The 20,241-nt window shown below is 65.8% G+C and carries 15 protein-coding genes; all 15 read left to right on the top strand.

What is annotated here, in order from left to right; all coding sequences use genetic code 11:
- The 15 genes from KJB29_RS12650 (at nucleotide 1) to KJB29_RS12580 (ending at nucleotide 20,200) form a co-directional block, all read left to right on the top strand.
- Nucleotides 1-1,035: a Pvc16 family protein gene (locus KJB29_RS12650; protein WP_215734857.1), complete on the top strand. Its 1,035-nt coding sequence runs from the start codon at nucleotides 1-3 to the stop codon at nucleotides 1,033-1,035.
- Complete coding sequence (locus KJB29_RS12645; protein WP_215734856.1) at nucleotides 1,035-2,372, top strand: ATP-binding protein; 1,338 nt, start codon at nucleotides 1,035-1,037, stop codon at nucleotides 2,370-2,372. The genes KJB29_RS12650 and KJB29_RS12645 overlap by 1 nt, the downstream gene beginning before the upstream one ends.
- Nucleotides 2,366-2,596: a hypothetical protein gene (locus tag KJB29_RS12640; protein WP_215734855.1), complete on the top strand. Its 231-nt coding sequence runs from the start codon at nucleotides 2,366-2,368 to the stop codon at nucleotides 2,594-2,596. Before KJB29_RS12645 ends, KJB29_RS12640 begins: the two co-directional genes overlap by 7 nt.
- Before the next feature lie 115 nt (nucleotides 2,597-2,711).
- Nucleotides 2,712-3,350: a hypothetical protein gene (locus tag KJB29_RS12635; RefSeq protein WP_215734854.1), complete on the top strand. Its 639-nt coding sequence runs from the start codon at nucleotides 2,712-2,714 to the stop codon at nucleotides 3,348-3,350.
- A 1-nt stretch (nucleotide 3,351) separates the two neighbouring features.
- Complete coding sequence (locus KJB29_RS12630) at nucleotides 3,352-3,642, top strand: LysM peptidoglycan-binding domain-containing protein (RefSeq protein ID WP_215734853.1); 291 nt, start codon at nucleotides 3,352-3,354, stop codon at nucleotides 3,640-3,642.
- A gap of 163 nt (nucleotides 3,643-3,805) precedes the next feature.
- On the top strand, nucleotides 3,806-4,951 hold the full coding sequence (locus tag KJB29_RS12625) for a phage late control D family protein (protein ID WP_215734852.1): 1,146 nt from the start codon (nucleotides 3,806-3,808) through the stop codon (nucleotides 4,949-4,951).
- The gene (locus tag KJB29_RS12620; RefSeq protein WP_215734851.1) at nucleotides 4,952-5,764 is read left to right on the top strand and encodes a phage baseplate assembly protein V; all 813 of its coding nucleotides are present in this window, start codon (nucleotides 4,952-4,954) and stop codon (nucleotides 5,762-5,764) included. It begins immediately after the preceding gene.
- Nucleotides 5,765-5,944: 180 nt separating this feature from the next.
- Nucleotides 5,945-6,319 carry a GPW/gp25 family protein gene (locus KJB29_RS12615; protein ID WP_215734850.1) on the top strand — a complete coding sequence of 125 codons (375 nt, stop codon included), beginning with the start codon at nucleotides 5,945-5,947 and terminating at the stop codon, nucleotides 6,317-6,319.
- A gap of 4 nt (nucleotides 6,320-6,323) precedes the next feature.
- Nucleotides 6,324-7,499 carry a baseplate J/gp47 family protein gene (locus tag KJB29_RS12610; RefSeq protein ID WP_215734849.1) on the top strand — a complete coding sequence of 392 codons (1,176 nt, stop codon included), beginning with the start codon at nucleotides 6,324-6,326 and terminating at the stop codon, nucleotides 7,497-7,499.
- Nucleotides 7,496-10,762 (top strand): baseplate J/gp47 family protein, encoded by a 3,267-nt coding sequence (locus KJB29_RS12605; protein WP_215734848.1) that lies wholly within the window; start codon nucleotides 7,496-7,498, stop codon nucleotides 10,760-10,762. Before KJB29_RS12610 ends, KJB29_RS12605 begins: the two co-directional genes overlap by 4 nt.
- Nucleotides 10,763-10,905: 143 nt before the next feature.
- Nucleotides 10,906-12,411 (top strand): phage tail protein, encoded by a 1,506-nt coding sequence (locus KJB29_RS12600; protein WP_215734847.1) that lies wholly within the window; start codon nucleotides 10,906-10,908, stop codon nucleotides 12,409-12,411.
- A 28-nt stretch (nucleotides 12,412-12,439) separates the two neighbouring features.
- Entirely contained in the window at nucleotides 12,440-15,502 is a 3,063-nt protein-coding gene (locus tag KJB29_RS12595) for a DUF6519 domain-containing protein (protein WP_215734846.1), read from the top strand.
- 67 nt (nucleotides 15,503-15,569) lie between these two features.
- Entirely contained in the window at nucleotides 15,570-16,532 is a 963-nt protein-coding gene (locus KJB29_RS12590; protein ID WP_215734845.1) for a hypothetical protein, read from the top strand.
- A gap of 49 nt (nucleotides 16,533-16,581) precedes the next feature.
- Nucleotides 16,582-17,718: an eCIS core domain-containing protein gene (locus KJB29_RS19395; RefSeq protein ID WP_246561309.1), complete on the top strand. Its 1,137-nt coding sequence runs from the start codon at nucleotides 16,582-16,584 to the stop codon at nucleotides 17,716-17,718.
- 184 nt (nucleotides 17,719-17,902) lie between these two features.
- Complete coding sequence (locus KJB29_RS12580; protein WP_343213565.1) at nucleotides 17,903-20,200, top strand: hypothetical protein; 2,298 nt, start codon at nucleotides 17,903-17,905, stop codon at nucleotides 20,198-20,200.
- The last annotated feature ends 41 nt before the right edge of the window (nucleotides 20,201-20,241 follow it).

Here is a 20,241-nt window from a genome sequence, read left to right as displayed (position 1 = left end):
ATGGCTCTTCCGCGCTCATCACTCTCCCAGGTCTGCCGGGCCATCGCCGACTTCGTCAGCGTGGGGCTCGACGCCAGCGCCAACTCGATCCAGGTGATGATCGGCTCTCCGGCCAGCGCCGCGCCGGCAACTGCCGATACGAATCACCGGGTGAACCTCTTCTTCTACCGGGTCGAGCCGGCCGGATTCTTCACCGGCGACACCTCCGGCGACCCTTGGTGGGTGAGGCTCCACTGCCTCGTCACCGGTTTCGGCCTCGATGAGGAGCAGATAAGCGCCGGCGAGAACGATCTGCGCCTCCTGGGGGAGGTGATGTGCCTCTTCCACGAGACGCCGGTGCAGTCGGCCCTGACGGTGGATGACGAGACGTTCCGGCTCCAGGTGGTCTTTCACCCCCTGGGGGCCGACGAGTTGAATCACATCTGGTCAACCCAGGGGGATGTGAGCTACCGCCCCTCCATCGCCTACGAGATGGCCCTGGCGCCGGTGCTCCCGTCGGAGCGTCGGCCCGAAAGCCCCCTGGTGGGGCGGATCGGTACCGAGGTTCGGGCCGTTCCCGCCGCCCGCACCTCCCCCTTCGGGGGCGCTGCCGCCGCGCCGCCGGTTCCCCGCACGACGGTGGATGCCTCGCGCCCCGACTGGTCGCCAGTCATCAGCTTCGTGCTCGATGGTGGAACGTGCGCCCAAAGCCTCCTCTTTGTCCACGGAAGCCAGGAACTGGCGGATTTCACTCCCCAGGTCTGGGTGGCCGGGGAGCCCGCCGCCCCAGTGACCCTTTCCTGGCAGCGCTGGACGAGCACCGGCGGCTGGGAGGATGTGGCGGACCCGATGGCTGCCACGGCCACGGACCTTGTGCTGGATCCCGACGCAGCGAGCGATGCGGAGACCGTTGAGGCGGCCCTTCCGGAGGAACTGGTTTCCGACGGGGGGCAGGCGGTTCTCTACGCCGAGCGGAGCTGGGTGCGGGGATCGGATGGCGTTACGGTGACGGTGCGGAGCAATCCCCTCCTTGTCACCGTCCATGGGGGGGCGTGATGGAAGCCGCCGCCCGGACCATGACAGAGGATACCTTCTCCCCCGAGTGGGAGCGGATCGGCCTCCTGGCCCAGATCCTGGCCGGGTCCCGCCAGGGGCGGGAGGCATCCCTGGGTGAGTTGGAGCGGCTCCGGACGCTCCAGCAGCAGGTGGAGGCGTCCCGCCGGCAGGAGGGGGGCTGGCGTGCCGTGGCGCCGGCGGGGCTCTCTCCCCTGGAGTTAGACGTCCTTGCCTGCGTGGTGGCTCCCGAGGCTGAACCCCGGCTGGGGTGGCTCTTTCAAAGTCTCCAGTCCGGCACGCCGACCCCGTACCCGACGCCGGCGCTTCTCCAGGAGCTTCTGGCCATGGCTCCCGAGGAGACGCCGCTCCTCTACGGGGCCCTCACCGAGGCATCCCCTCTGCGCATCGGCGGCCTCATCGAGGTGGAGGGGGGGGACCCGTTCCAGCCGGTTCGCCCGGCACCCGGGGTTACGGCGCGGCTTCTGGGGCGCCCCGCTGTCACGGGGGATCTTCCCGGTGCAGTGCTGGTGAAAACCCCTGCCCGGTGGGACGACCTGGTGCTCCCCCTGGACCGGGTCGCCATGCTCCGGGAGTTTCTCCTCTGGATCACCCACAAGGCAACAGTGGTGGGCGAGTGGGGAGGCGGCGACTGCGGCGGACCCGTGGGACTCTTCGCCGGGCCGTCGGGGACGGGCAAGACCTTTGCCGCGGCGGTCCTGGCCGCGGAGCTGGAGTGGCCCCTCTACCGGGTGGATCTGGGGCGGCTCGTGAGCAAGTACATTGGCGAGACGGAAAAGAACCTGAACCGCCTCTTCGACGCGGCCCACGGCCAGCCCATGATTCTGCAGTTCGACGAGGCCGACAGCCTCTTCAGCAAGCGGGGAGAGGTGCGGGAGGCCCGGGACCGCTACGCCAACATGGAGGTGAGCCACCTCCTGGCCCGCATCGAGTCCCACCAGGGGCCGGTGATCCTCACCACCAACCTCCGCAAACACCTGGACCCGGCCTTTGCCCGCCGCTTCCAGGTGGTGGTGGACTTCCCCCGCCCTGACGCCGAGGCCCGAACGAGGCTCTGGCAGCGGCTCCTCCCCCCCCGGGCGCCCCGGGAGCCTGGGGTGGACCCTGCCTTCCTCGGGGCTGCCGTGAACCTGACCGGCGGGAGCATCCGCAACGCCGCCCTCCATGCCGCCTACCTGGCCGCCGGCGCCGGAAGCCCCCTCGGCCTCGGCCACGTGGCCCTGGCGGTCTGGCGGGAGTTGGGGAAGGACGGCCGGGAACTTTCCCCACTCGACCTGGGGCCCCTGGCTCCGTTCCTTCCCAGGGAGGCCCCATGCTGACTATTGATCGCCTGCGCCTTAAATTGCCCCCCGCCTTCCGGGACCGGGCCGGTGAGATCGCCCGGTTGGTGGCGGAGGAGCTGGCAACGGTTCCCGTGGCCAGCGATTTCCATCTCGACCGGCTGGTGGTGCCGCCGGTGGAGGTTCATCCCCAGGCCACCGACCGCGACGTGGCCCGGGCTGTGGCCGTGGCGGTGGGGGCTGGACTGGTGAAGAAGATGTGAGAACTTACCCCCCTTTGAGAAAGGGGGGCCAGGGGGGATTTTCGGCGGCAATGAAAGTCAAATCCCCCTAAATCCCCTTTTCTCAAAGGGGGACTTGATCTAGCGAGGTAACACCATGCTCAACACCGTCAAGGGGATGCTCATCGAATACGCCCTGTCGCTCCCGCCGTTGGTGCTGGCCTTCGACTTCAACCCCCAGTCCCTGACCCGCTCCCGCACCATCACCCTGCGGACCGGCAGCGCCCCCGGCACCCGGGGGGGATACGACTTCGCCCTCCCCACCGAGACGGCCCGAGTGGCCCAGGGGGTCACGGTGCAGCCCGAGAGCTTCACCATCGAGATCCTTCTGGACGCCACCGACCGGATGAACGACGGTGACCCCATCGCCACCCAGTTCGGCATCGAACCGGAGCTGGATACGCTGCGCACCATGGTGGAGCCCAAGGCCCAGGGGCCAGGCGGTCTCCAGACCCTGGCGAGCCTCGGCCTCGGGGGGCAGCGGGCGTTCCAGCGGAGCGAGTCCGCGTCGGTGCTCCTCCTGGTCTGGGGTACCCACATCCTCCCCCTGTTCCTCACCAGCATCCGCGTCACCGAGGAGGCCCACCTCCCGTCCCTGGTCCCCTACCGGGCCCGGGCGAGCCTCACCATGCAGGTCATCGAGGGGAACAACCCCTTCTACCAGGTGGAGAAGGTGCGGCAGGTGGTGGGTGCCGCCCTTAACACGGGTCGCACCGTGATCGGAGGTATTTTCTGACATGTTCCAGAAGGGGAGCCGCTACGAGAAAAGCGAGAAGTTCGCGCCGTCCGCCGACGGAACCACGGTCTTCGCGGGGATCCGCCCCCGGCCCATCGGCCCCGCCACCGGGGTGGTGGAGCACGTGGTGAAGGCCGGCGACCGCCTGGACCTCCTGGCGCGCCACTACTACAACGACGACCGCCTCTGGTGGCGGATCGTCGATGCCAACCCCGACTTCCTCTACGGCGGCGACATGGTGCTGGAAGAGATGGAGGGGAGGGTGATCCTGATACCGAAGGCGAAGGAATAGAGTTTTGAACTAAAGGTTTGAATAACACAGAGCAACAGAGCAACTGAGAAAACAAGTTAATCAGGGCAGTAGCGGCAGAAAGTAGACCTTTAGACTTTTCGGTTTTCTAAGATTTATCTCTGTTGCTCAGTTGCTCTGTGTTTCAAAGGTTTCGGGTTTCGTCATGATTCTTGATTTTCTGACATCAAAACGCCGCGAGCCGGCCGAATGCATCATCCGAGTGGGGAGCGCGGGGCTTGAGATTGCCGATCTCTACCCCTTCCTCACGGAGGTGACGGTGGATGCCGGCCGGGCCGAGCCGACGGTGGCGACCATCACCTTCGAGAGCCGCCGCGACGAGCAGGGTCGGTGGTTTGTCCAGGACGACGGGAGGCTTGCCCCCTGGGAGCCGATCGTCATCGAGGCGGCCTTCGGCTCCGCCACCGAGGAGGTGATGCGGGGGTACATCCGGGAGGTCAGGGCCGACTACCCGGAGGACGCCGGGAGCGCCCGGGTGATCGTGGAGTGCCGGGACGACTCCCTGGCCTTGGACCGGGAGCATGTGCGGGAGGTCTGGGGAGGGGACGCCCCCACCACCGACATGGTGATCGTTCCGGCGATCCTCGGCAAGTATGGTCTTTCCCCGGACCCGGGTAACGGCAGCGGCCAGACGGGTCTCGTCATCAACCAGGATGCAACCGACATCGAGTTCCTCCGAAGCCGGGCCGAGGCCAACGGCTACGACCTCATCTTCCGTGAGGGGATGGTCTACTTCGGCCCCATGCGCCTCGACGCGGAACCCCAGGAGACCATCATGGTCTACGCCGGCGAGGCGACCAGCGCCTACCGCTTCTCGGTGAAGGACGACGGGCACCAGGCCGACCAAGTCACCTTCGACCGGGCCGAGACCGCGGGGAGCGGCACCGTCTCCGAGACGGTGGACCCGGACCTCCCTCTCCTGGGGAACGAGGCGGCCACGGGGGCCGGGAGCGGGCTCCCCGACTTTGCCTGGCGCATGAGCCGCCAGGGGGAGATGAGCGAAGACGAGTGGCGCGCCCGGGCCCAGCGCCGGGCCAATGACCTCTCCCTCCGGGTGAAGGGGGAGGGGGAGCTGGACGGCTCCCTCTACGGCCATGTGCTCCGGGTGGGGGAGCCGGTGGGGGTGGACGGCGTGGGGGACCGCTACGGCGGCATCTGGTTCGTGGATACCGTCAATCATCGGTTCAGCACCGAGGGATACCGGCAGAGCTTCAACCTGCTGCGCAACGCCTACGGCGACAACCTGGGAAGCGGCGCCGGCGGCGTTCTGGCCGGCGTGTTGGGGGGATAGATGGACGACCTGCTCCTGGAACTGGCACGGCAGTACCGCAACCGCTACTACGGCAAGTACCGCGGGTTCGTGACCGACAACGACGACCCCGAGCAGCGGGGGCGGCTTCGCCTCATGGTTCCGTCGGTCCTGGGCGAAACCCCCACCGGCTGGGCCCTCCCGAGCCTTCCCTTCGGCGGCCTGGCCGACCAGGGGCTCTTCGCGGTCCCCGAGGTGGATGCCCAGGTCTGGGTGGAGTTCGAGGCGGGAAACGTGAACCTCCCCATCTGGACCGGCACTTTCTGGCAGGCGAGCGGCGACCCGCCGGCGGAGGCGGCCAAGTCGCCCCCAACGACCCGGGTGCTGAAGACTCCGTCGGGCCACATCCTCCAGTTCGACGACGAGTCGGGGGCCGAGAAGTTCCGTCTGGCCCATCCGGCCGGGACCGAGATGACCGTGGACGAGAAGGGGACGGTGATCGTGGCCGACGCCAAGGGAAACACCCTGACCCTCGACGCCGACGCGGGGAAAGTGGTGGTGGAGGACAGTAACGGCAACACCATCACCATGTCCTCCAGCGGCACCACAATCGAGGATTCCAACGGCAACAAGGTTGAGATGGCCGCTTCTGGGGTCACCGTCAAGGGACAGCAGGTGGTGGTGGATGCGCAGACGGTGATGCTGGCGGGGCAGGGGGGCGAACCGATCATCAAGGGGCAGAGTTTCCTCACCCTCTTTGCCACCCACGTCCACCCCAGCGCCATGGGGCCCACGGGACCACCCATTCCGCAGGGGGAGATGAGTACTCTGTCCATGAAGGTGATGACGTCGTAGATGCAACCCCACGTGGTTGCCCCTTGTATAAAACATAATACAAGGGCTGCGGAATTTGCGGCAGATCGTCGCACCCGCAGGAGCGACCGCGGAGGCGTAGCCCAAGCTACGTCGCACAAGGAAGCGACGAGGACGGCGGCGAGATGGCGTGAAAGCCGCAGCCCCATCTGGGAGGACAATATGAACCGCCTGACCGATCCACCATACATGGCCTTTCCGCTCCGCATCGGCGACCACGGGGCCGCCACGGCCGACCGCCGGTCCCACGTGCGGCAGCAGATCGAGCAGGTTCTCTTCACCAACCCGGGCGAGCGGGTCTTTCGGCCCGACTTCGGGGCGGGGCTCAAGCAACTGGTCTTCGAGCCCAATTCCTCGGTCCTCTGGGAGATCACCCGCAAGCGGATCTCCTCGTCCCTGGCCGAGGCCCTCCGTGGGGAGGTGGACCCCAAAAGCCTGGAGGTGGATGTCCGAGGGGAGGGGGAGAAGCTCCTGATAACCGTTTCCTACGCCCTGGCCGCCATCGGCTACGGCGAGCGTCACGAATTCCTGGTGTGAGACCATGGCCGAGAACCCGACAAGCATACTTACCTTCGAAGGACGCTGCCCCGACTGCGCCGAGCGCCGGGTGGAGCTTCCTCCGCCCCTTCCCGACCCCGGCGACGACTTCGACTGGCTCGTGCGGGACTACGACAGCTTCCGCCGCCTCATGCTCGAAGAGCTGGCGGGGCGCTTCCCGGAGCGGACCCGCTGGACCGCCGGCGACCTGGAGGTGGTGCTCGTGGAGGCCCTGGCCGCAGTCCTCGACCAGCTGTCGGACATGGCCGACCGGGTGGCCACGGAGGCGTACCTGGAGACGGCGCGGCGCCCCGAATCGGTGCGGCGGCTCCTCTCCCTCATCGGCTACGACGCCGCCACCGCGGCCGGGCTGGAGGATGATCCTCCCGCAACCCCCGACGGCAAATCACGCCACCAGAAGCTGGACGAGCTCTGGCGCCGCAACCCCCTGCTCATGGACCCGGCCCGCCTCGAAGGTCCCCGGGCCATTCACACCCAGCGGCGGATGGTGACCGTGGCCGACTATGCCGACCGCCTCACCGACCACCCCCTGGTGCTGCGGGCCAGCGGCTGGAGCGCCTGGACCGGCTCGTGGCCCACGGTTCGGGTGGCCACGGTCCTCTGGAACGACCACCCCCTCGATGAGGAGGGGCTCCCCTATCCCGACGACCTGCGGGAGCGGGTTATGGCGTTCCACCAAGAGCACCGGATCTGGGAACCGGTCTGGGAGCCGGAGCCCCCCACCATCCGGACCATCCTCCGCCCCTACCTGGAGGCGTGGCGCATGGCCGGCCAGGAGGTGGTGTTGGATGATGCGGTGCCGGTGGGGATCAAGATGTTCATCTCCATCCGGGTGCGGGAGAACTACTTCCAGTCCGAAGTCCGCAACGCCGTTCACCAGGCCCTCGGCACCGGGCCGGGGGGCTTCTTCGAGCCTGGTCGCCACGACTTCGGCGAAGACCTCTACGCCAGCGACCTCTTCCAAACCCTCATGTCCCTGGACGGGGTCGAGAATGTCTGCCTAAACTGTTTCAAACGGTTCGGGGACCAGTACCCGGACCAGACCGACACGGGACGCATCCCGCTCCAGGGGCTCGAAATCGCCGTCTGCGACAACGACCCGAGCCGCCCCGAGCGGGGCTACATCAACCTCACCCTGACCGGAGGGCGCCGAGGATGAGCACCGGAACCGACCTCACCCGCTGGAACCGCGCCGGACTCAGCCGCTTCAGGTACGTGGACGGCAACGCCGTCACCTTCCTGGAACTGCTCCGGGCCGAGCTGGCTGACCGCTTCCCCAACTGGCAGGAAGTTACCCAGCTCCCCCTGGCCGAAACCGAAGCAGAGCGCCAGGAGCGGATGCTGGAGCAGTACCACGCCAGCCGCCGGGACTGGGCCTGGGAGATCGCCCGGGTCCTGGCCCGCTCTTCCCACGTCCTCACCGAGCACCTGGACGCCTACGCCAACGAGGGGTTTCTGGGGACCGCCACCCAGTGGGACACGGTGCGGCGGCTGGTGGAGATGATCGACTACCACCCGGCCCCCCCGGCCTCGGCCGCCACCCGGTTCGTCATCGAGGCCAAGGAGGCGGGGACCCTCGCGGCGGGGTTCGCCGTGAAGCATACCCCCGCCGACGGCACCCCTCCGGTGGTCTTCGAGACCCTGGAGGAACTGAAGGTGGACCCGCTCCTCAACACCCTCCGCCCCGCCGAATACAACCGGAACCCGGAACGCCTCGGCGGCGACACCCTCCTCCTGGAAGGGGAGGTGGAGGACCTCAAGACCGGCGAGCCGCTGGTTCTGGAGGATGAGCAGAGCGGCATCCTCCGGGCCTACCTCATTGTCGGGACACGGACCGTGGCGGGGAACACCGAGGTAAGGGTGACGCCGCGCCTCTCCCACCGGCTCAGGAAGGGGTACACCCTTATCCACGCCAAGCCGGCCGAGGGGCTTGCCCCGATCGGTCCGGCTGCCAAAGGGGCGGAGCTGGAGCGGGTCCTGCGTCTCACTGAGGAGCCGGATGGGCTCCTTCCCGGCATGGTGATCTACATCGACGACGGGGCCGAGGAACTCTACCGCCGGGTCTACTCCGTGACCGGAAAACGGCTCGTCCTTGATACCGATGTGGGCCCCCTGCGGCTCGACACCGCCAGGGTCGGCTACCCGGTCACCATCACGGTGAGCGCCCAGGAGGAGCGCCCCGTGGACAGCCCCGGCTCCGTCATCTACGCCCTCCGGGTGGCCGGGGACTGGTCGCGGCTCGCCGACCGGCGGGTCGTCCAGGAGACCGTGGATGCCGCGAAGCAGAAGCACCTTCCCTTCTACACGGTGACGGCGGCCCGATACCATCCGGCCGACAGCGAGCATCCCCGCAAGGGCTACACCATTCTGACCGTCTCGTGGCTGAAGAGCGACCATCCCTTCCCGCTGGATAATCCCCAGACGCTGCTGGTGCCGCCGGTGGGGGCGGGGCCGTGGCAGACCGATACCTTCCTGGAGAAGCAGGATGGGCACCTCCCGAACGCCATCGTCACCGCCAAGCCAAAGAAGACCACGGCCGGCGACCTGGCCGTGGTGGTCATGGGGCAGCAGGCCTCCTGGGCGCGGCTTGCCTCGGTGAGTGTCGACCTGGATCGGGAGGAGGCGACCCTCACGGCGGAGGATGGCTGGGACGACCGGGGGGGAGGCGATTTCTTCCTCACGGAGACGAAGGTCTACGCCCACTTTAAAGAGGAGCTCCGGACCGTGGCGTGGCAGGAGAACCGCCAGCCCGTGACCGGAAGCCGCATCCCCCTGGTAACTGTGCCGACGGCCCTGGAGAAGGGGCGCACGCTCATGGTGGAGCGGGCTGATGATGCCACCGCCGCCTTCTTCACCACGGTGGCCAGGATTGAGGGGACCACCCTGGTTCTCTCCCGGGATCTGCCGGCCGGGTTCACCTGGGGAAACACCCTCATTGCCGGTAACGTGGCCCTTGCGGGCCATGGCGAGAGCAAGGTGGAGAAGGTCCTGGGGAGCGGCGACGCCACCCGGGCCAACCAGTCCTTTGTTTTCGCCGAGGCGGGGGTCTCCTTCGTGGCCGACCCGACCCAGCCCGCCGGGGTGCGGGCCGCTATCGACCTCTCCGTGGCCGGACGGGTCTGGAAACAGGTGGGGAGCTTCGCCGACTCGGGCCCCACCGACCACCACTACACGGTGAGGATGACCGAGGCGGGATACCTTCTCATCGCCTTCGGCGATGGGGTGCGGGGCCGGCGCCTCCCCAGCGGCGTGAACAACGTGCGGCTCACCTTCCGCTCGGGTACCGGGCTTGCCGGGAACCTTCCGGCCGGAAGTTCCTTCAAGCCCTCCCGGCCCCACCGCCTCGTGGAGAAGGTGCGACAGCCCCTTCCCGCCACCGGCGGCAACGACCGGGAAGGGGTCGAGTCCCTGCGGGCGAACGCCCCGGCAACCCTTCTCACCCTGGAGCGGGCTGTCTCCCTGGATGACTTCGCCTGGCTCGCCATGTCCCAGAGTAGCGTCTGGCAGGCCAGGGCCTTCAGCCGTCCCACCGGGCTCGGCCGCAACGAGAAGGTGGAGGTGGTGGTGGTCCCTGCCGGGGGCGGGGCACTGGGAACCCTCGCCGCAACCCTCACGGATTTCCTCGTGGCCCACGCCGTGCCGGAGGTGGAGGTGACGGTCCTCCCCTACGAATCCCGCACCTTCGCCCTGGAGGTGCTCCTGACGGTGGATGCCGCCGCCTACAATCCCGATGTGGTGACCGCCGCCGTGAAGAGCGCCCTGCAGGATGTCTTCTCCCTTCGGAAACGGAGGCTGGGGCAGGATCTCTTCCTGAGTGAGGTCTACCAAGTGGTGGAAGGGGTGACCGGCGTTGAGCACTCGGTGACGGTCATCAATGGCGACCGGACCGTGCGGAGGGTGGCTGCCGGCGACCGGGAGGTTCTCATCCTTGGGCAACTGGTGGTGACGGTGGAAGGGGAGGCTGTGACAGGCCCCTCGCCGGGAGAGGCTGCCGAGGCCGAAACGCCGGTGCCCAAACAGCGCTTGGTGGGGCGCCGGGGAGTGGGAGTCATTCAGGGGGTGGGGGACCGCTACGGTCAGCTCCTACGGGGGGCGGGAATCCGGACCCTGAACGACCTGCGGGGTATCGACCCCGCCGACCTCCCGACGGTCGATATCCCGCCAGTCAGATTGTGGGAGTTCAGGACCAAGGCGGAGATCGTCCTGGGGCTCGCGGCGGACCGTATCCGGCTCTCGCCGCTCCTGGGGCGCACTGTTCACGACCTGGCCGAAGCCTCCTCTGCCGAACTGGCCCGGCTCACCGGCGAGTCGCCTGTGGCCGTGGATGAGCTGAAAGGGAAGCTTCGCCTCTTGCAGATAGCCCTGGACGAAGAGGTCTTTGCCACGGTCACCCTGCGGGAACTGTTGAGCGAGCTGGAGTAACCAGAAAACAGCAGTGAAATAACACAGAGCAACTGAGCAACAGAGAAATACAATACATCAGGATTGTTATGAAGTTATCTCAGTTGCTCTGTTGCTCTGTTGCTCTGTGTTTCAGATGTTTTTGGAGTACTGGAGAGGCAACAATGGCCACCGACAAACCGACAACCTCCACCGGCACGCAGCTCTACGGCATCCTTCCCGAGGTCTACCGCACCCGCGACAGCGAGGAGTACGGGGGCGAGGGGGATTTGGCGCGGTTTCTCGATGCCTGCGGCGAGCTTCTGGACCGGATCCGCGCCACCCTGGACCAGCGCCTGGCCGATTCCTTCCCCGACAACCCGCCGGCGGGGCTCTCCTGCCAGCCCTGGCTCATCCCCTACTTTGCCCAGCTCCTTGACGTGCGCCTCGTTTCCCCGGACGAGGAGGGGCGCCGCGACGAGGTGGCCAACGCCGTTGCGTGGCGGCAGCGCAAGGGAACCCTCACGGCCATCGAGCAGATCGCCGAGGCGGTGGGGCAGATGGAGGTGGAGATACAGGAGGGGTGGCGGCGGAGCGCCGTCACTCCCCGCATCGGCATGCCACAGCTTCCGGCCGGGGCACTGGGGGAGGACCCCCGCTTCGACGATTTCCAGGATCATCCCCTCTGGGCGGCCCGGCACCCCGACCTTCCCGCGGCCACTACGGATTTCCGCTACCCTACCCGGGCCATGGAGGTGGCGGTGGCCGCCGGCGAGTTTCCCGCGAACCCCGCCGCGAAGCTCACCACTTTTGCCGGAACGCCCGTCTGGTGGCGCCAGGTGAATCCCCACGGCGCCCCCTGCTTCCCCGGCAGCTTCGAAGACGTCTCCCGCCGCACCGTCGATCTCCGGACCCCCGACTGGCGCCAGGGGCACATTCATCCCAAGCGGGTGATTCTTCACGCGCCACCCCCCCTCGGGTTCTTCGAGCCGGGGCTCTTTACCGTCCATGCGGGGGATATGCTTCTGGACGAGGATACGGAACACCTGCTGGAGGATCTTGTCATCGACGGTACCCTCACGGTGGCAGCCGGGACGCTTAAGCTCAGGCGGTGCGCGGTCCGGACACTCGATGTTACCGCCCCGGCCGGAGCCATGGAGGAGCCGGTGGTGGATGCGCAGGAGTGCCTCTTCGACAAGATGACGGTCCCGGGCCTGGCCCGTCTCGAATACTGCACCGTGCTGGACATCTGCAAAGTGGGCAGGCTTCAGGCCAGCGACTGTCTCTTCGCCGGGAAACTGGAACTGGAGCCCGCCCTGCTCAAAAATCCCCACTGCGTCCGGTTCTCCCGAGTTCCAGAGGGAGTCCTGGCGACGGCGTTCCTCACCCACCGCAATACCACCGAGCGGCCGGTCTTCTACGCCTTCGAGTTCGACGAGGGGGGCGAGGTGGTGCGACGCACCGCCGAATTCGGGGAGCCGGGGTGCGGAGTGCTCCATCCGGCCACGCCTGAGGCGGTCCGCTTCGGGGCTGAGGACGGCGGTGAGATGGGGGCGCACCACGGCTGGCGCTACAGCCTCCTCATGGCGGCGGTGCTGGACAAGCTGAAAGAGTTTCTCCCGGTGGGGATGGAGGCGGTCATCGTCCCGGACCTCCGGCTGCACCGGATGCCGTTTCCGCCGTGCGATTGAATTTTATTTCTATACTCAGGGGTAGCCCATGAAAACTCAGATCTCACGCGACAGTTTCCAGCCGGATAAACGCTACACCGGCGTCCACCAGCAGCAGGGGCGGGTGATAACCGACGCCGACTGGAACGAGCTGGTGGCCGTCTGCCGGGAGCAGCTCCTCCAGGCCCTCGCTGATGTGGTGGGGAACGGCTCGCCCCGAACCGGCGCCGTCGCCATCACGGCCGACCGGAAGATCCAGCCCGGCGACCTCTACGTGGACGGCATCCGGGCGGAACTGCCGGGGAGCGCTCCGCTTCCGGCCAGCGCCCAGCCCGACCTGCCGGGCTATCCGGCGTTTCCCGCCACTGGGCCATTCATCGTCTATGCCGACGTCTGGGACCGGGTCGTCACCTCCCTGGAGGACGGCGCGCTCCGGGACCCGGGTCTCCACGGGGCCGACACCTGCACCCGCACCCAGACCATACTCCAGGTGAAGAGCTGCCCCGAGGCGGTAAACCCCGAGACGGGAATCCCGAAACGGGGGAACGCCACCCTCTCCCTTGCCCTTCACGCGAACCTGGAGGCGGGGGATCCCTGCGACCCCTGCGCCGGCCTCATCGCCGCCGGTACGGGGCGGGTCGGGAGCTACCTCTTCCGGCTGGAGGTCCACGCCGTGGAGGGGACGGCCGCAAACCCCACCCGCCTCATCCTCAAGTGGTCCAGCGAGAATGGGGCCGAGCAGTACGAGGCCCTGGCCGTGGAGAAGATGCCGCCGGGCTTCGTGGCCTCCAACTACGTCTATGAATTCCATAACCTCACCACCGAGAAGCACCTGGGGGTCTTCCTGGGGACGGGGTTTACGCCCACCCATGGCACCATTAAGACCGCCTACGAGATCCCCGTTGCCCCGCCCAAGGAGCTGGTCCGCCGCTGGGACGGCTTCTGTGAACTGACCCGGACGGGCTCCGTCTGGTCACTGGTGACAGGGGTCGATAAGGGGGTTACCCTCACCACCGGCGGCCTTGCCACGGCCCCCGGCCACGTGACGCTCGGCTCCAGCGTCCAAATAAACCTGGAGGCGCTGCAGCTCACCCTTGACCTGGCCGGCAAGACCTTCGTGGCCGGCGATTTCTGGCTAGGCATGGTGCGGGAGGCGGTCCTCGATCCGGGCGATGCGGTGCTGACCGGCGCCGAGCCCCGGGGGATCGTCCATCACTACCTGCGGCTGGCCCGGGTCCAGGCCGACGGGACGGTGGTTCCCTTCGAGAACGACGCCGACAAGCGGCGCCACGCCTTTCCGCCACTCACCGACCTCCATGCCCACGATGTTGGGTACACGACCACCTGCTCCAGCGGCCTCTTCGACGCCAGCCACGACAACGTGGAAAAGGCCCTGAACCGCCTCTGCCAGCTGGCCGCCGAGCATATCGCCTACACCGCATCGTGTACGAAGGGGCTTTACGCCGGTTTTGTCGGTACCGTGAAGGAGGCCCTCGACAAGATCTGTGAGATCCAGGCCTCCCACGTGGGGTTCGCGAAGCCCTGCGATACAAGCGTCTACAAGGGGAGCACCATCGCCACGGTTGAGGATGCCCTGAAACTCCTCTGCAATGTGACGGCAGGGCAGATCGGCTTTGCCAAGCCGTGCGACACGAGCATCTACCAGGGACAGACCGTTGCCACCGTGGAGGATGCCCTGAAGCTCCTCTGCAACGTCACCGCGGGGCAGATCGCCTACACGCCGGGGGGCTCCTGCACCTATCTCAACCAACCGGGGATCGACACGGTGCAGGAGGCCCTCGACGCTCTCTGCTCCCGTCCCTCCGGTGGCGGCGGTGGCTGCCGCATCACTGTCGGGAAGGAGGGAGGGCTCTTCGCCACCCTGGAGGAGGCCCTCAAGACCCTTCTCGACAAGGGGACGCGGGATATCTGCCTCTGCCTCCTGGCTGGGGATCATGAGTTTCCCGGTCAACTCGTCGAACCGAAGGTCGACGGCGTTACCATTTGCCTGTCGGGGTGTGGCCATGGCACGCGGCTCCACCTCTTGAACGGGCCGCTCCGCTTCAGGGGCTTCACGGCAGTCTGTCTGTCGGACATGGAGGTCATCACCCGCGACGCGCCGACCGGGGCGCTGGTCTTCGACCGTTGCGGCGACGTTTCCCTGAAGGGGGTGGAGGTCCACGGGGTCGTCACCGACGGCTTCCTCGTGGGGTTCAACAACGCCCGCTCGGCGGCCATGCACGGCCTCAGGCTGGAGGCATCCAACCCCGCAAGCCTCGCCAGGCCCTCCAAGCTGTTTGACATTAACCCGACGCTCTTTGACCTCTATCAGGTGCCCGACCTGACCTTCTTCAACAGCAAGGTGCTCCCGGTGGCCAAGGTCGTGGCCGCCCTTTCGGCTGCGGAGCGCCGGAAGCTGGCGGTGGCCATCGGCCAACGAGTGCAAGAACTGGGCTCGGCCCTTTCGGCCCGGGAGCGCCAGAGTTACGAGGAATTGGTTGTCCTTCTGAGCCAGGCCACCGTGAGCCCGGTCCAGTTGGCCGGGGTGCTCGGGAATATACGCGTGGAGGCGATCCGGGAGCAACCCGCCGTTGCCCTGGTGGTGGACGATGCCGCCGCCGACATGACCCTTGGGGAGTGCGATATCCTCGGTATCGTTACCCTCTACGGCACCCATCCGGCAGGGCCTCTCCCCGCGGGCATGGTAAAGGGGCTCGACGCGCTGGTGAAACAGGGCAAGGCAACGTTCGGCGGCCTCGGGACCACCTTCCGGGCCACGGGGTGCCGCGTGACCCGGATCGACGTCAGTACCGCCATCCGGCAGCGTATCCAGGACATCGTCGCTGGCGGCGGCGGGACGATCCCGTCCCTCTTCTCCTCCGCCCTGCTGGGCGACCTGACGCTGCTGCACGAGGGGAACCAGATGGCGTTCCTGAACACCAGCCTCTCCTCGACGGTCTTCGAGATAGAAGGGAGCCACGCCGCCGTGGTCATGGGGAGTTCCGCCATCTATGTCGGCAACCGGAGCGAGGGGGAAGCTGTCCTCATGAACATCACTCCCCCGGGGCGCTCCGAGCGGGCCGCCAACCTTGGAATAACCATCGCGGGATAGTGGGGTGAGGGGCTGAAGGTGCGCCGAGCGGAGCAGTACTAACTTTTACCACCGATCGGAGATCCCGATGGGAATGATCCGTATTCATACAGCCGCCAAGAGCCCTTTTGTTGGCCGGAACAATGCCGTGCTTTCCGGAATCCATTTGACTCCGGATGCGGCAGTTCGCCGGATCGTGCGCCCCGGGGCAATCCAGGCCGGTGACTATGATCAACTCAATGACGGGAAGGAAACGGTTTCTCCCTCCACCGACGAAACCTGTCGCGAAGATTCGGCGGACATTCGACAGTGCCTCCGGACGCCGGAGAAGCGACTGCAGCGCACCCCCGGCAGACCCTCACGTCTTGTCCCCGACCTGGAGGAAGCCACGGTAAGCGACCTGGAATCGTACATGCCGATGGCCCGTTCCGACCAGTTGCGACAGCAGATGGTGGATGCAATAGTCTCCGACCGACAGCGCAAAGGGACCGATTTCAGCATAATGGTGCGCGGCCGACCGGTCTATGACAGTGATCTCTGGCAGCGGGCAATGCAGCAGCTTCCAGCAGAACAGCGGAGTGAGCCCCGCAACGGCATAACCGTGCATCCCCGAACACAGCTCAACCCCGACCCGCTGCCGCTGGTGCTCATCGGCCCGACTGCCTTCGGCCCCCTCATCGACCCGTCCAATCGAGACCTTGTCAGAGAGCTGGTGGTCCGTCTCTACACCGCCATCACCCACGAATACCGGCACGCGACCCAGTGGCAGCGCCCCGCCGAAGCAACGGCCATGGGGAGGGTTCGCCTTGAGGTGGATGCCTTTTTCGCGGATATCGAAAACAGCCGTGCGACGGGTCTGGCAGGCCAGCGGGAGCCGTTTCGCCACACCTGGGACGAGGCGACGGGCTGGTGGCGGCAGCTCCGCGCCCCCGCCCTGTGGGGCACCCTTTCCGATGATGAGCGGCGAGCCTATGCCGAGCGATGCCGTCGGGTGTTCGCCATTGTCCAGTCGGTCCTGGGGCGCGGCGTGAGTTCTCCCTGCGGTCCCTGAACAGAAATGGCGATGGCGCAGGCTGCTTACAATTAAGAGGGAGGCGAACATGAAAACTTTCGCCGACAAACTGAAAACCAGCCCTGGTCTCGTCCGACGGACGCCAGTTTCAGAGGTTTCTCTCTATGGGGCACCAGGCAAGAATCGGCTGGAGGTTCAACAGATTATTCGCAGCACCAAAATTCAGCCTAGACTGGTGGTCGGTGCATCCAACGATGCCTACGAGCGCGAGGCCGACCAAGTGGCGGACGCGGTGATGCGGATGCCCGACGGGGCGGTTTTCCCCGGGCTTACCGGCCGCGAGAATGACGCTGTCCAGGCAAAATCTGCCGGTGAGGCTGCACCGATTGCCGGTGAACTCCCCGAGGAGGAAGAGGAAAAGCTCGTCAGTCTCAAAGCGGACGGTGATGGAGAAGTTCCACTTTCTGGCGAATTGGATGAGCGAATACGTGCCCTGGAGGGGGGCGGGGTTCCACTTGGCGAAGGTGAGAGGGCTTTCTTCGAGCCCCGCTTCGGCGCCGATTTCAGCCAGGTGCGGATCCATACGGGTTCAGCGGCCGAAGAGACGGTCCGGTCGCTGAACGCCTTGGCCTTCACGTTTGGGCAGGACATCGTGTTCGGGGCAGGTCACTATGCACCTGATACCGCAGCGGGCCGGCAGTTGTTGGCCCATGAGCTGGTTCATACGGTCCAGCAGAACGGGAAAAAGGTGATTCAAAGGGTCGGCCAGGGAGACCAGCAGCCTGAGGAAGACCAAAGAAACACATGTTCCGGGGAAGAACTGAACCAGGCCGTTCAGGAATGGATCATGCCGACGGCGCTCCTGCGGATTATCGGGCAATATGGCCCCCTGTCAGGTCTGCCCGCGGAGACTGTGCTTCACAGGCATGATGGGTATATCGGTATCCGATATCTGGTCGTCGCCCAGCAAGGCGAGAGGGGGTCCGGGAAGATAAACGTGTATCATGTCTTCCTCGAAACAGGGCCTGAAAAGGGCCGCAAGATCACGGCTGACCTCTACCATCGCCAGCCTGTGCCAAACCAAAAAGACCTCTACATCCAAATTGGTCACTGGGAAGGCGCCATCGTTGAGACAGGTGGGAGATGCCGGATAGAAGAGATGGAGTCTCCGCCTCCTGAGTTCAAACCGATGCCTTCACTCCCTGGCGAGGTACGCGAGGCATGAGATTCGGCCGGACCCTGAACCGCCGGGTGGAGCTCTTTCTGGTCCGCAACGCAACCGCTCCCTCTGCGCCCTGAATCGTGGACGCCTTATGAAAGTCTTTTTCCGAAAACCGAAAAGCACCGGTTTGCAAAATCAGCATCCCGCGTCTGGCGCATCCTTGCCCCAGGGGGCTTCGTCCAGACAGGTGCGGTTGATTCTCCGGGGCGATCCACGGCAAGGGATGGTAATCCGGAAAAAGGGCACCGCCAGGAAGACTGTCTTCTACCAGTTGGTGCTCGACGAGATCGCCGGCGAAGAGAAGAGCATTTCGGAGTCGGGGAGAGTGAATCTCTTTCCGGAGCGTCTTCGCTTTTTCAATAAGCTGAAGGACCTGTGCGAGGCCGTCGAAGCGGGCGACGCCAAAGAGATTGCCAGACAAGTTCCTGAGTTCATAAAGGAAGACCCCCCTGTCAGTGCCCCCTATGTCATTTTCGATGCGGTTTTCCGGGAGTTGGTGGCGAGGATGGTGGTGCAGGGACGCCACGGGGAGGCGCTCAAGCTCCAGGAGTGGTTTCTGGGGCGACAGAGGAAGGAACAGACATACACCTCGCCGTGGCGCAAATACGCGGAAGAAGCGTACCTGGCGGAAACCGTCGTGGAGCGGGCAACGGCATCCCTGGAATCGGCCGGCGCCGATGGGGCCCTCGGGGCACTGGACGGGTTCATCGAAGCGCTGCGGTGGCTGCGGGACCGATTTGCTGCCCTGGACCTCGATGCCGTCAAGGAGGACGCCCGGAGCAATGCCGAAATTGCGGCCTTCGGCGGATCACTCACGCCCAGCATCAGGCATACCCTGTCCGGGTATTACGGGCAACTGGTAGAGTTGATGAAGGCCGCGGCAACCGGCACCCAGAAGGCCTTCCAGGCAGTGCTCGATCTGGCCGTGGCCGACCTTGAGACGGGGAAGGGGGGCCGGCGGCTGGGTGAGGCTAAGGAAAGGCTTGCGCGGCTTCAGGGCGTGGTGATGCCTGAGGGGAAACTGGAGGAAGGGAAGAGAATTCCCGGCCTCCGCGTGGAAGTCACCAAGTCAGTGTTCAGCGAGAAGAAGGGGCGGCACCTCGATATCTTTCTGGAGGGGAAGGCTGCGGAAAAACGGAGCATCGGCATCGAATACTACGAAAGGGAGATGGGGGGGACCTTTGCTGAGGAGAAGGAGCTTCCCCTTGGACGCATACTCCAGGTTCGGCGCAAGCAGATCGAAGTGCTGGAGCTTCTCTATGGCGAGGCCCGCGACAAGTCCGGCGCCGTGACGGCCGAGGCGAAGGAGAACCGGGAGCTCATCGATCAGTCCCTCAAGGGGAGGATGCGGCTCCACAATAACGACGACTGGCGCACCTTCCTCCTGGCCAAGTTCCGGGCGTTGGAGCCACAGGTGGGACGGGAGAAGGCCTTTGCCAAGGTGATCGACCTGCTCGCGTTCTACCTCCTCGCCTTCACCACCCATACCCCTTACAATATCGAGGATTTCGGCGTCAATTACCTGAACCGCACCTTCCCCCGGGCGCTGACCGGCCAGCTCATTCATGATTGCGGGGTCTACGCCATCCGGATCGCCTATATCCTTTCCCTGGTCCGCACTGAGCTTGATCTGGAGTTCCGGTTCGTGCGCCTTCCGCTCCACGTGGGGCTCGTGATTACCGGGACGGGGCTCCCGGCGTATGTGGTCCACAACGACCAGTTCATCCCCGTGAGCCAAGCCGAAATGGCCGATCTGCGAAAGCAGTGGCGGGAAACCGACGCGATGGGGGACCCGCGGAAGCCCGCCCCCCTTGACGAGCGGCAGTTCCTGGGAGAGGTTTCCGCCTCGCAGTTCGTTCCCAACGTGGACATCCCGTTCCGTATTATTGACCTTCCCCCCCCAAAGGGGAAGCCTGCGGAAATAAAGGAACAGCTCTGGAAGCTCTACACCAGGCGGATTGCCCCCGCCGAACTCTTCAGCGCCGCCATCGGCAAACCCGGTTCCCCCCACTACCAGTTCGATCTCAAGTATCTGGAACTCCTCAAAATGCATAAAGAATGGTTCAATGAAACCTATGTGCCGTTCTGGAACGTGGAGGGGCGCGGCATCTGGCTTAAGCACCGGGATGCGATCCGCAAGGCCCATGCCCGCCTCCAGGCTGCCGCCGGCGGGACGGGGCAGGCCGAAGCCGAGAACGAGTACCAGAAAACGATCGCTCCCTACCGGCGGGCCCTGGACGTCGCGTTTCAGAAGGTCGAGGATGGGCGGGGAAAGCTTATTGTCTTGCAGGTGGAGATTTCCGGCTATCTGGCCGAGCATCCCGACGTGCTCGCGAAGGGCGCACGGGTTAGCCCTTACCAGCGGCTCGATCTGGGTGGATGGGTAACGGCGTGGTTCTGGCGCTATCTCAGTGAACTTATGAAAGGGGCTGCCGTGGAACCACCCTTTGCTCCGGAGGATAGCTTCCTCTGGCCAATTGACTGATCTCTCCATCGGGTCTGGCATCGGCATGGACCCCACTCTTC

The sequence above is a fragment of the Geobacter grbiciae genome, assembly GCF_018531165.1.
GTDB classification, from domain to species: domain Bacteria; phylum Desulfobacterota; class Desulfuromonadia; order Geobacterales; family Geobacteraceae; genus Geobacter; species Geobacter metallireducens.
The sequence above is the reverse complement of the archived record's forward strand: the minus strand, read 5'-3'. Positions and strand labels throughout refer to the sequence as shown.

Bases quoted from the DNA above. Each gene is read 5' to 3' on its own strand.
- KJB29_RS12650 (WP_215734857.1), top strand. From the start codon at position 1: ATGGCTCTTCCGCGCTCATCACTCTCCCAGGTCTGCCGGGCCATCGCC.
- KJB29_RS12645 (WP_215734856.1), top strand. From the start codon at position 1,035: ATGGAAGCCGCCGCCCGGACCATGACAGAGGATACCTTCTCCCCCGAG.
- KJB29_RS12640 (WP_215734855.1), top strand. From the start codon at position 2,366: ATGCTGACTATTGATCGCCTGCGCCTTAAATTGCCCCCCGCCTTCCGG.
- KJB29_RS12635 (WP_215734854.1), top strand. From the start codon at position 2,712: ATGCTCAACACCGTCAAGGGGATGCTCATCGAATACGCCCTGTCGCTC.
- KJB29_RS12630 (WP_215734853.1), top strand. From the start codon at position 3,352: ATGTTCCAGAAGGGGAGCCGCTACGAGAAAAGCGAGAAGTTCGCGCCG.
- KJB29_RS12625 (WP_215734852.1), top strand. From the start codon at position 3,806: ATGATTCTTGATTTTCTGACATCAAAACGCCGCGAGCCGGCCGAATGC.
- KJB29_RS12620 (WP_215734851.1), top strand. From the start codon at position 4,952: ATGGACGACCTGCTCCTGGAACTGGCACGGCAGTACCGCAACCGCTAC.
- KJB29_RS12615 (WP_215734850.1), top strand. From the start codon at position 5,945: ATGAACCGCCTGACCGATCCACCATACATGGCCTTTCCGCTCCGCATC.
- KJB29_RS12610 (WP_215734849.1), top strand. From the start codon at position 6,324: ATGGCCGAGAACCCGACAAGCATACTTACCTTCGAAGGACGCTGCCCC.
- KJB29_RS12605 (WP_215734848.1), top strand. From the start codon at position 7,496: ATGAGCACCGGAACCGACCTCACCCGCTGGAACCGCGCCGGACTCAGC.
- KJB29_RS12600 (WP_215734847.1), top strand. From the start codon at position 10,906: ATGGCCACCGACAAACCGACAACCTCCACCGGCACGCAGCTCTACGGC.
- KJB29_RS12595 (WP_215734846.1), top strand. From the start codon at position 12,440: ATGAAAACTCAGATCTCACGCGACAGTTTCCAGCCGGATAAACGCTAC.
- KJB29_RS12590 (WP_215734845.1), top strand. From the start codon at position 15,570: ATGGGAATGATCCGTATTCATACAGCCGCCAAGAGCCCTTTTGTTGGC.
- KJB29_RS19395 (WP_246561309.1), top strand. From the start codon at position 16,582: ATGAAAACTTTCGCCGACAAACTGAAAACCAGCCCTGGTCTCGTCCGA.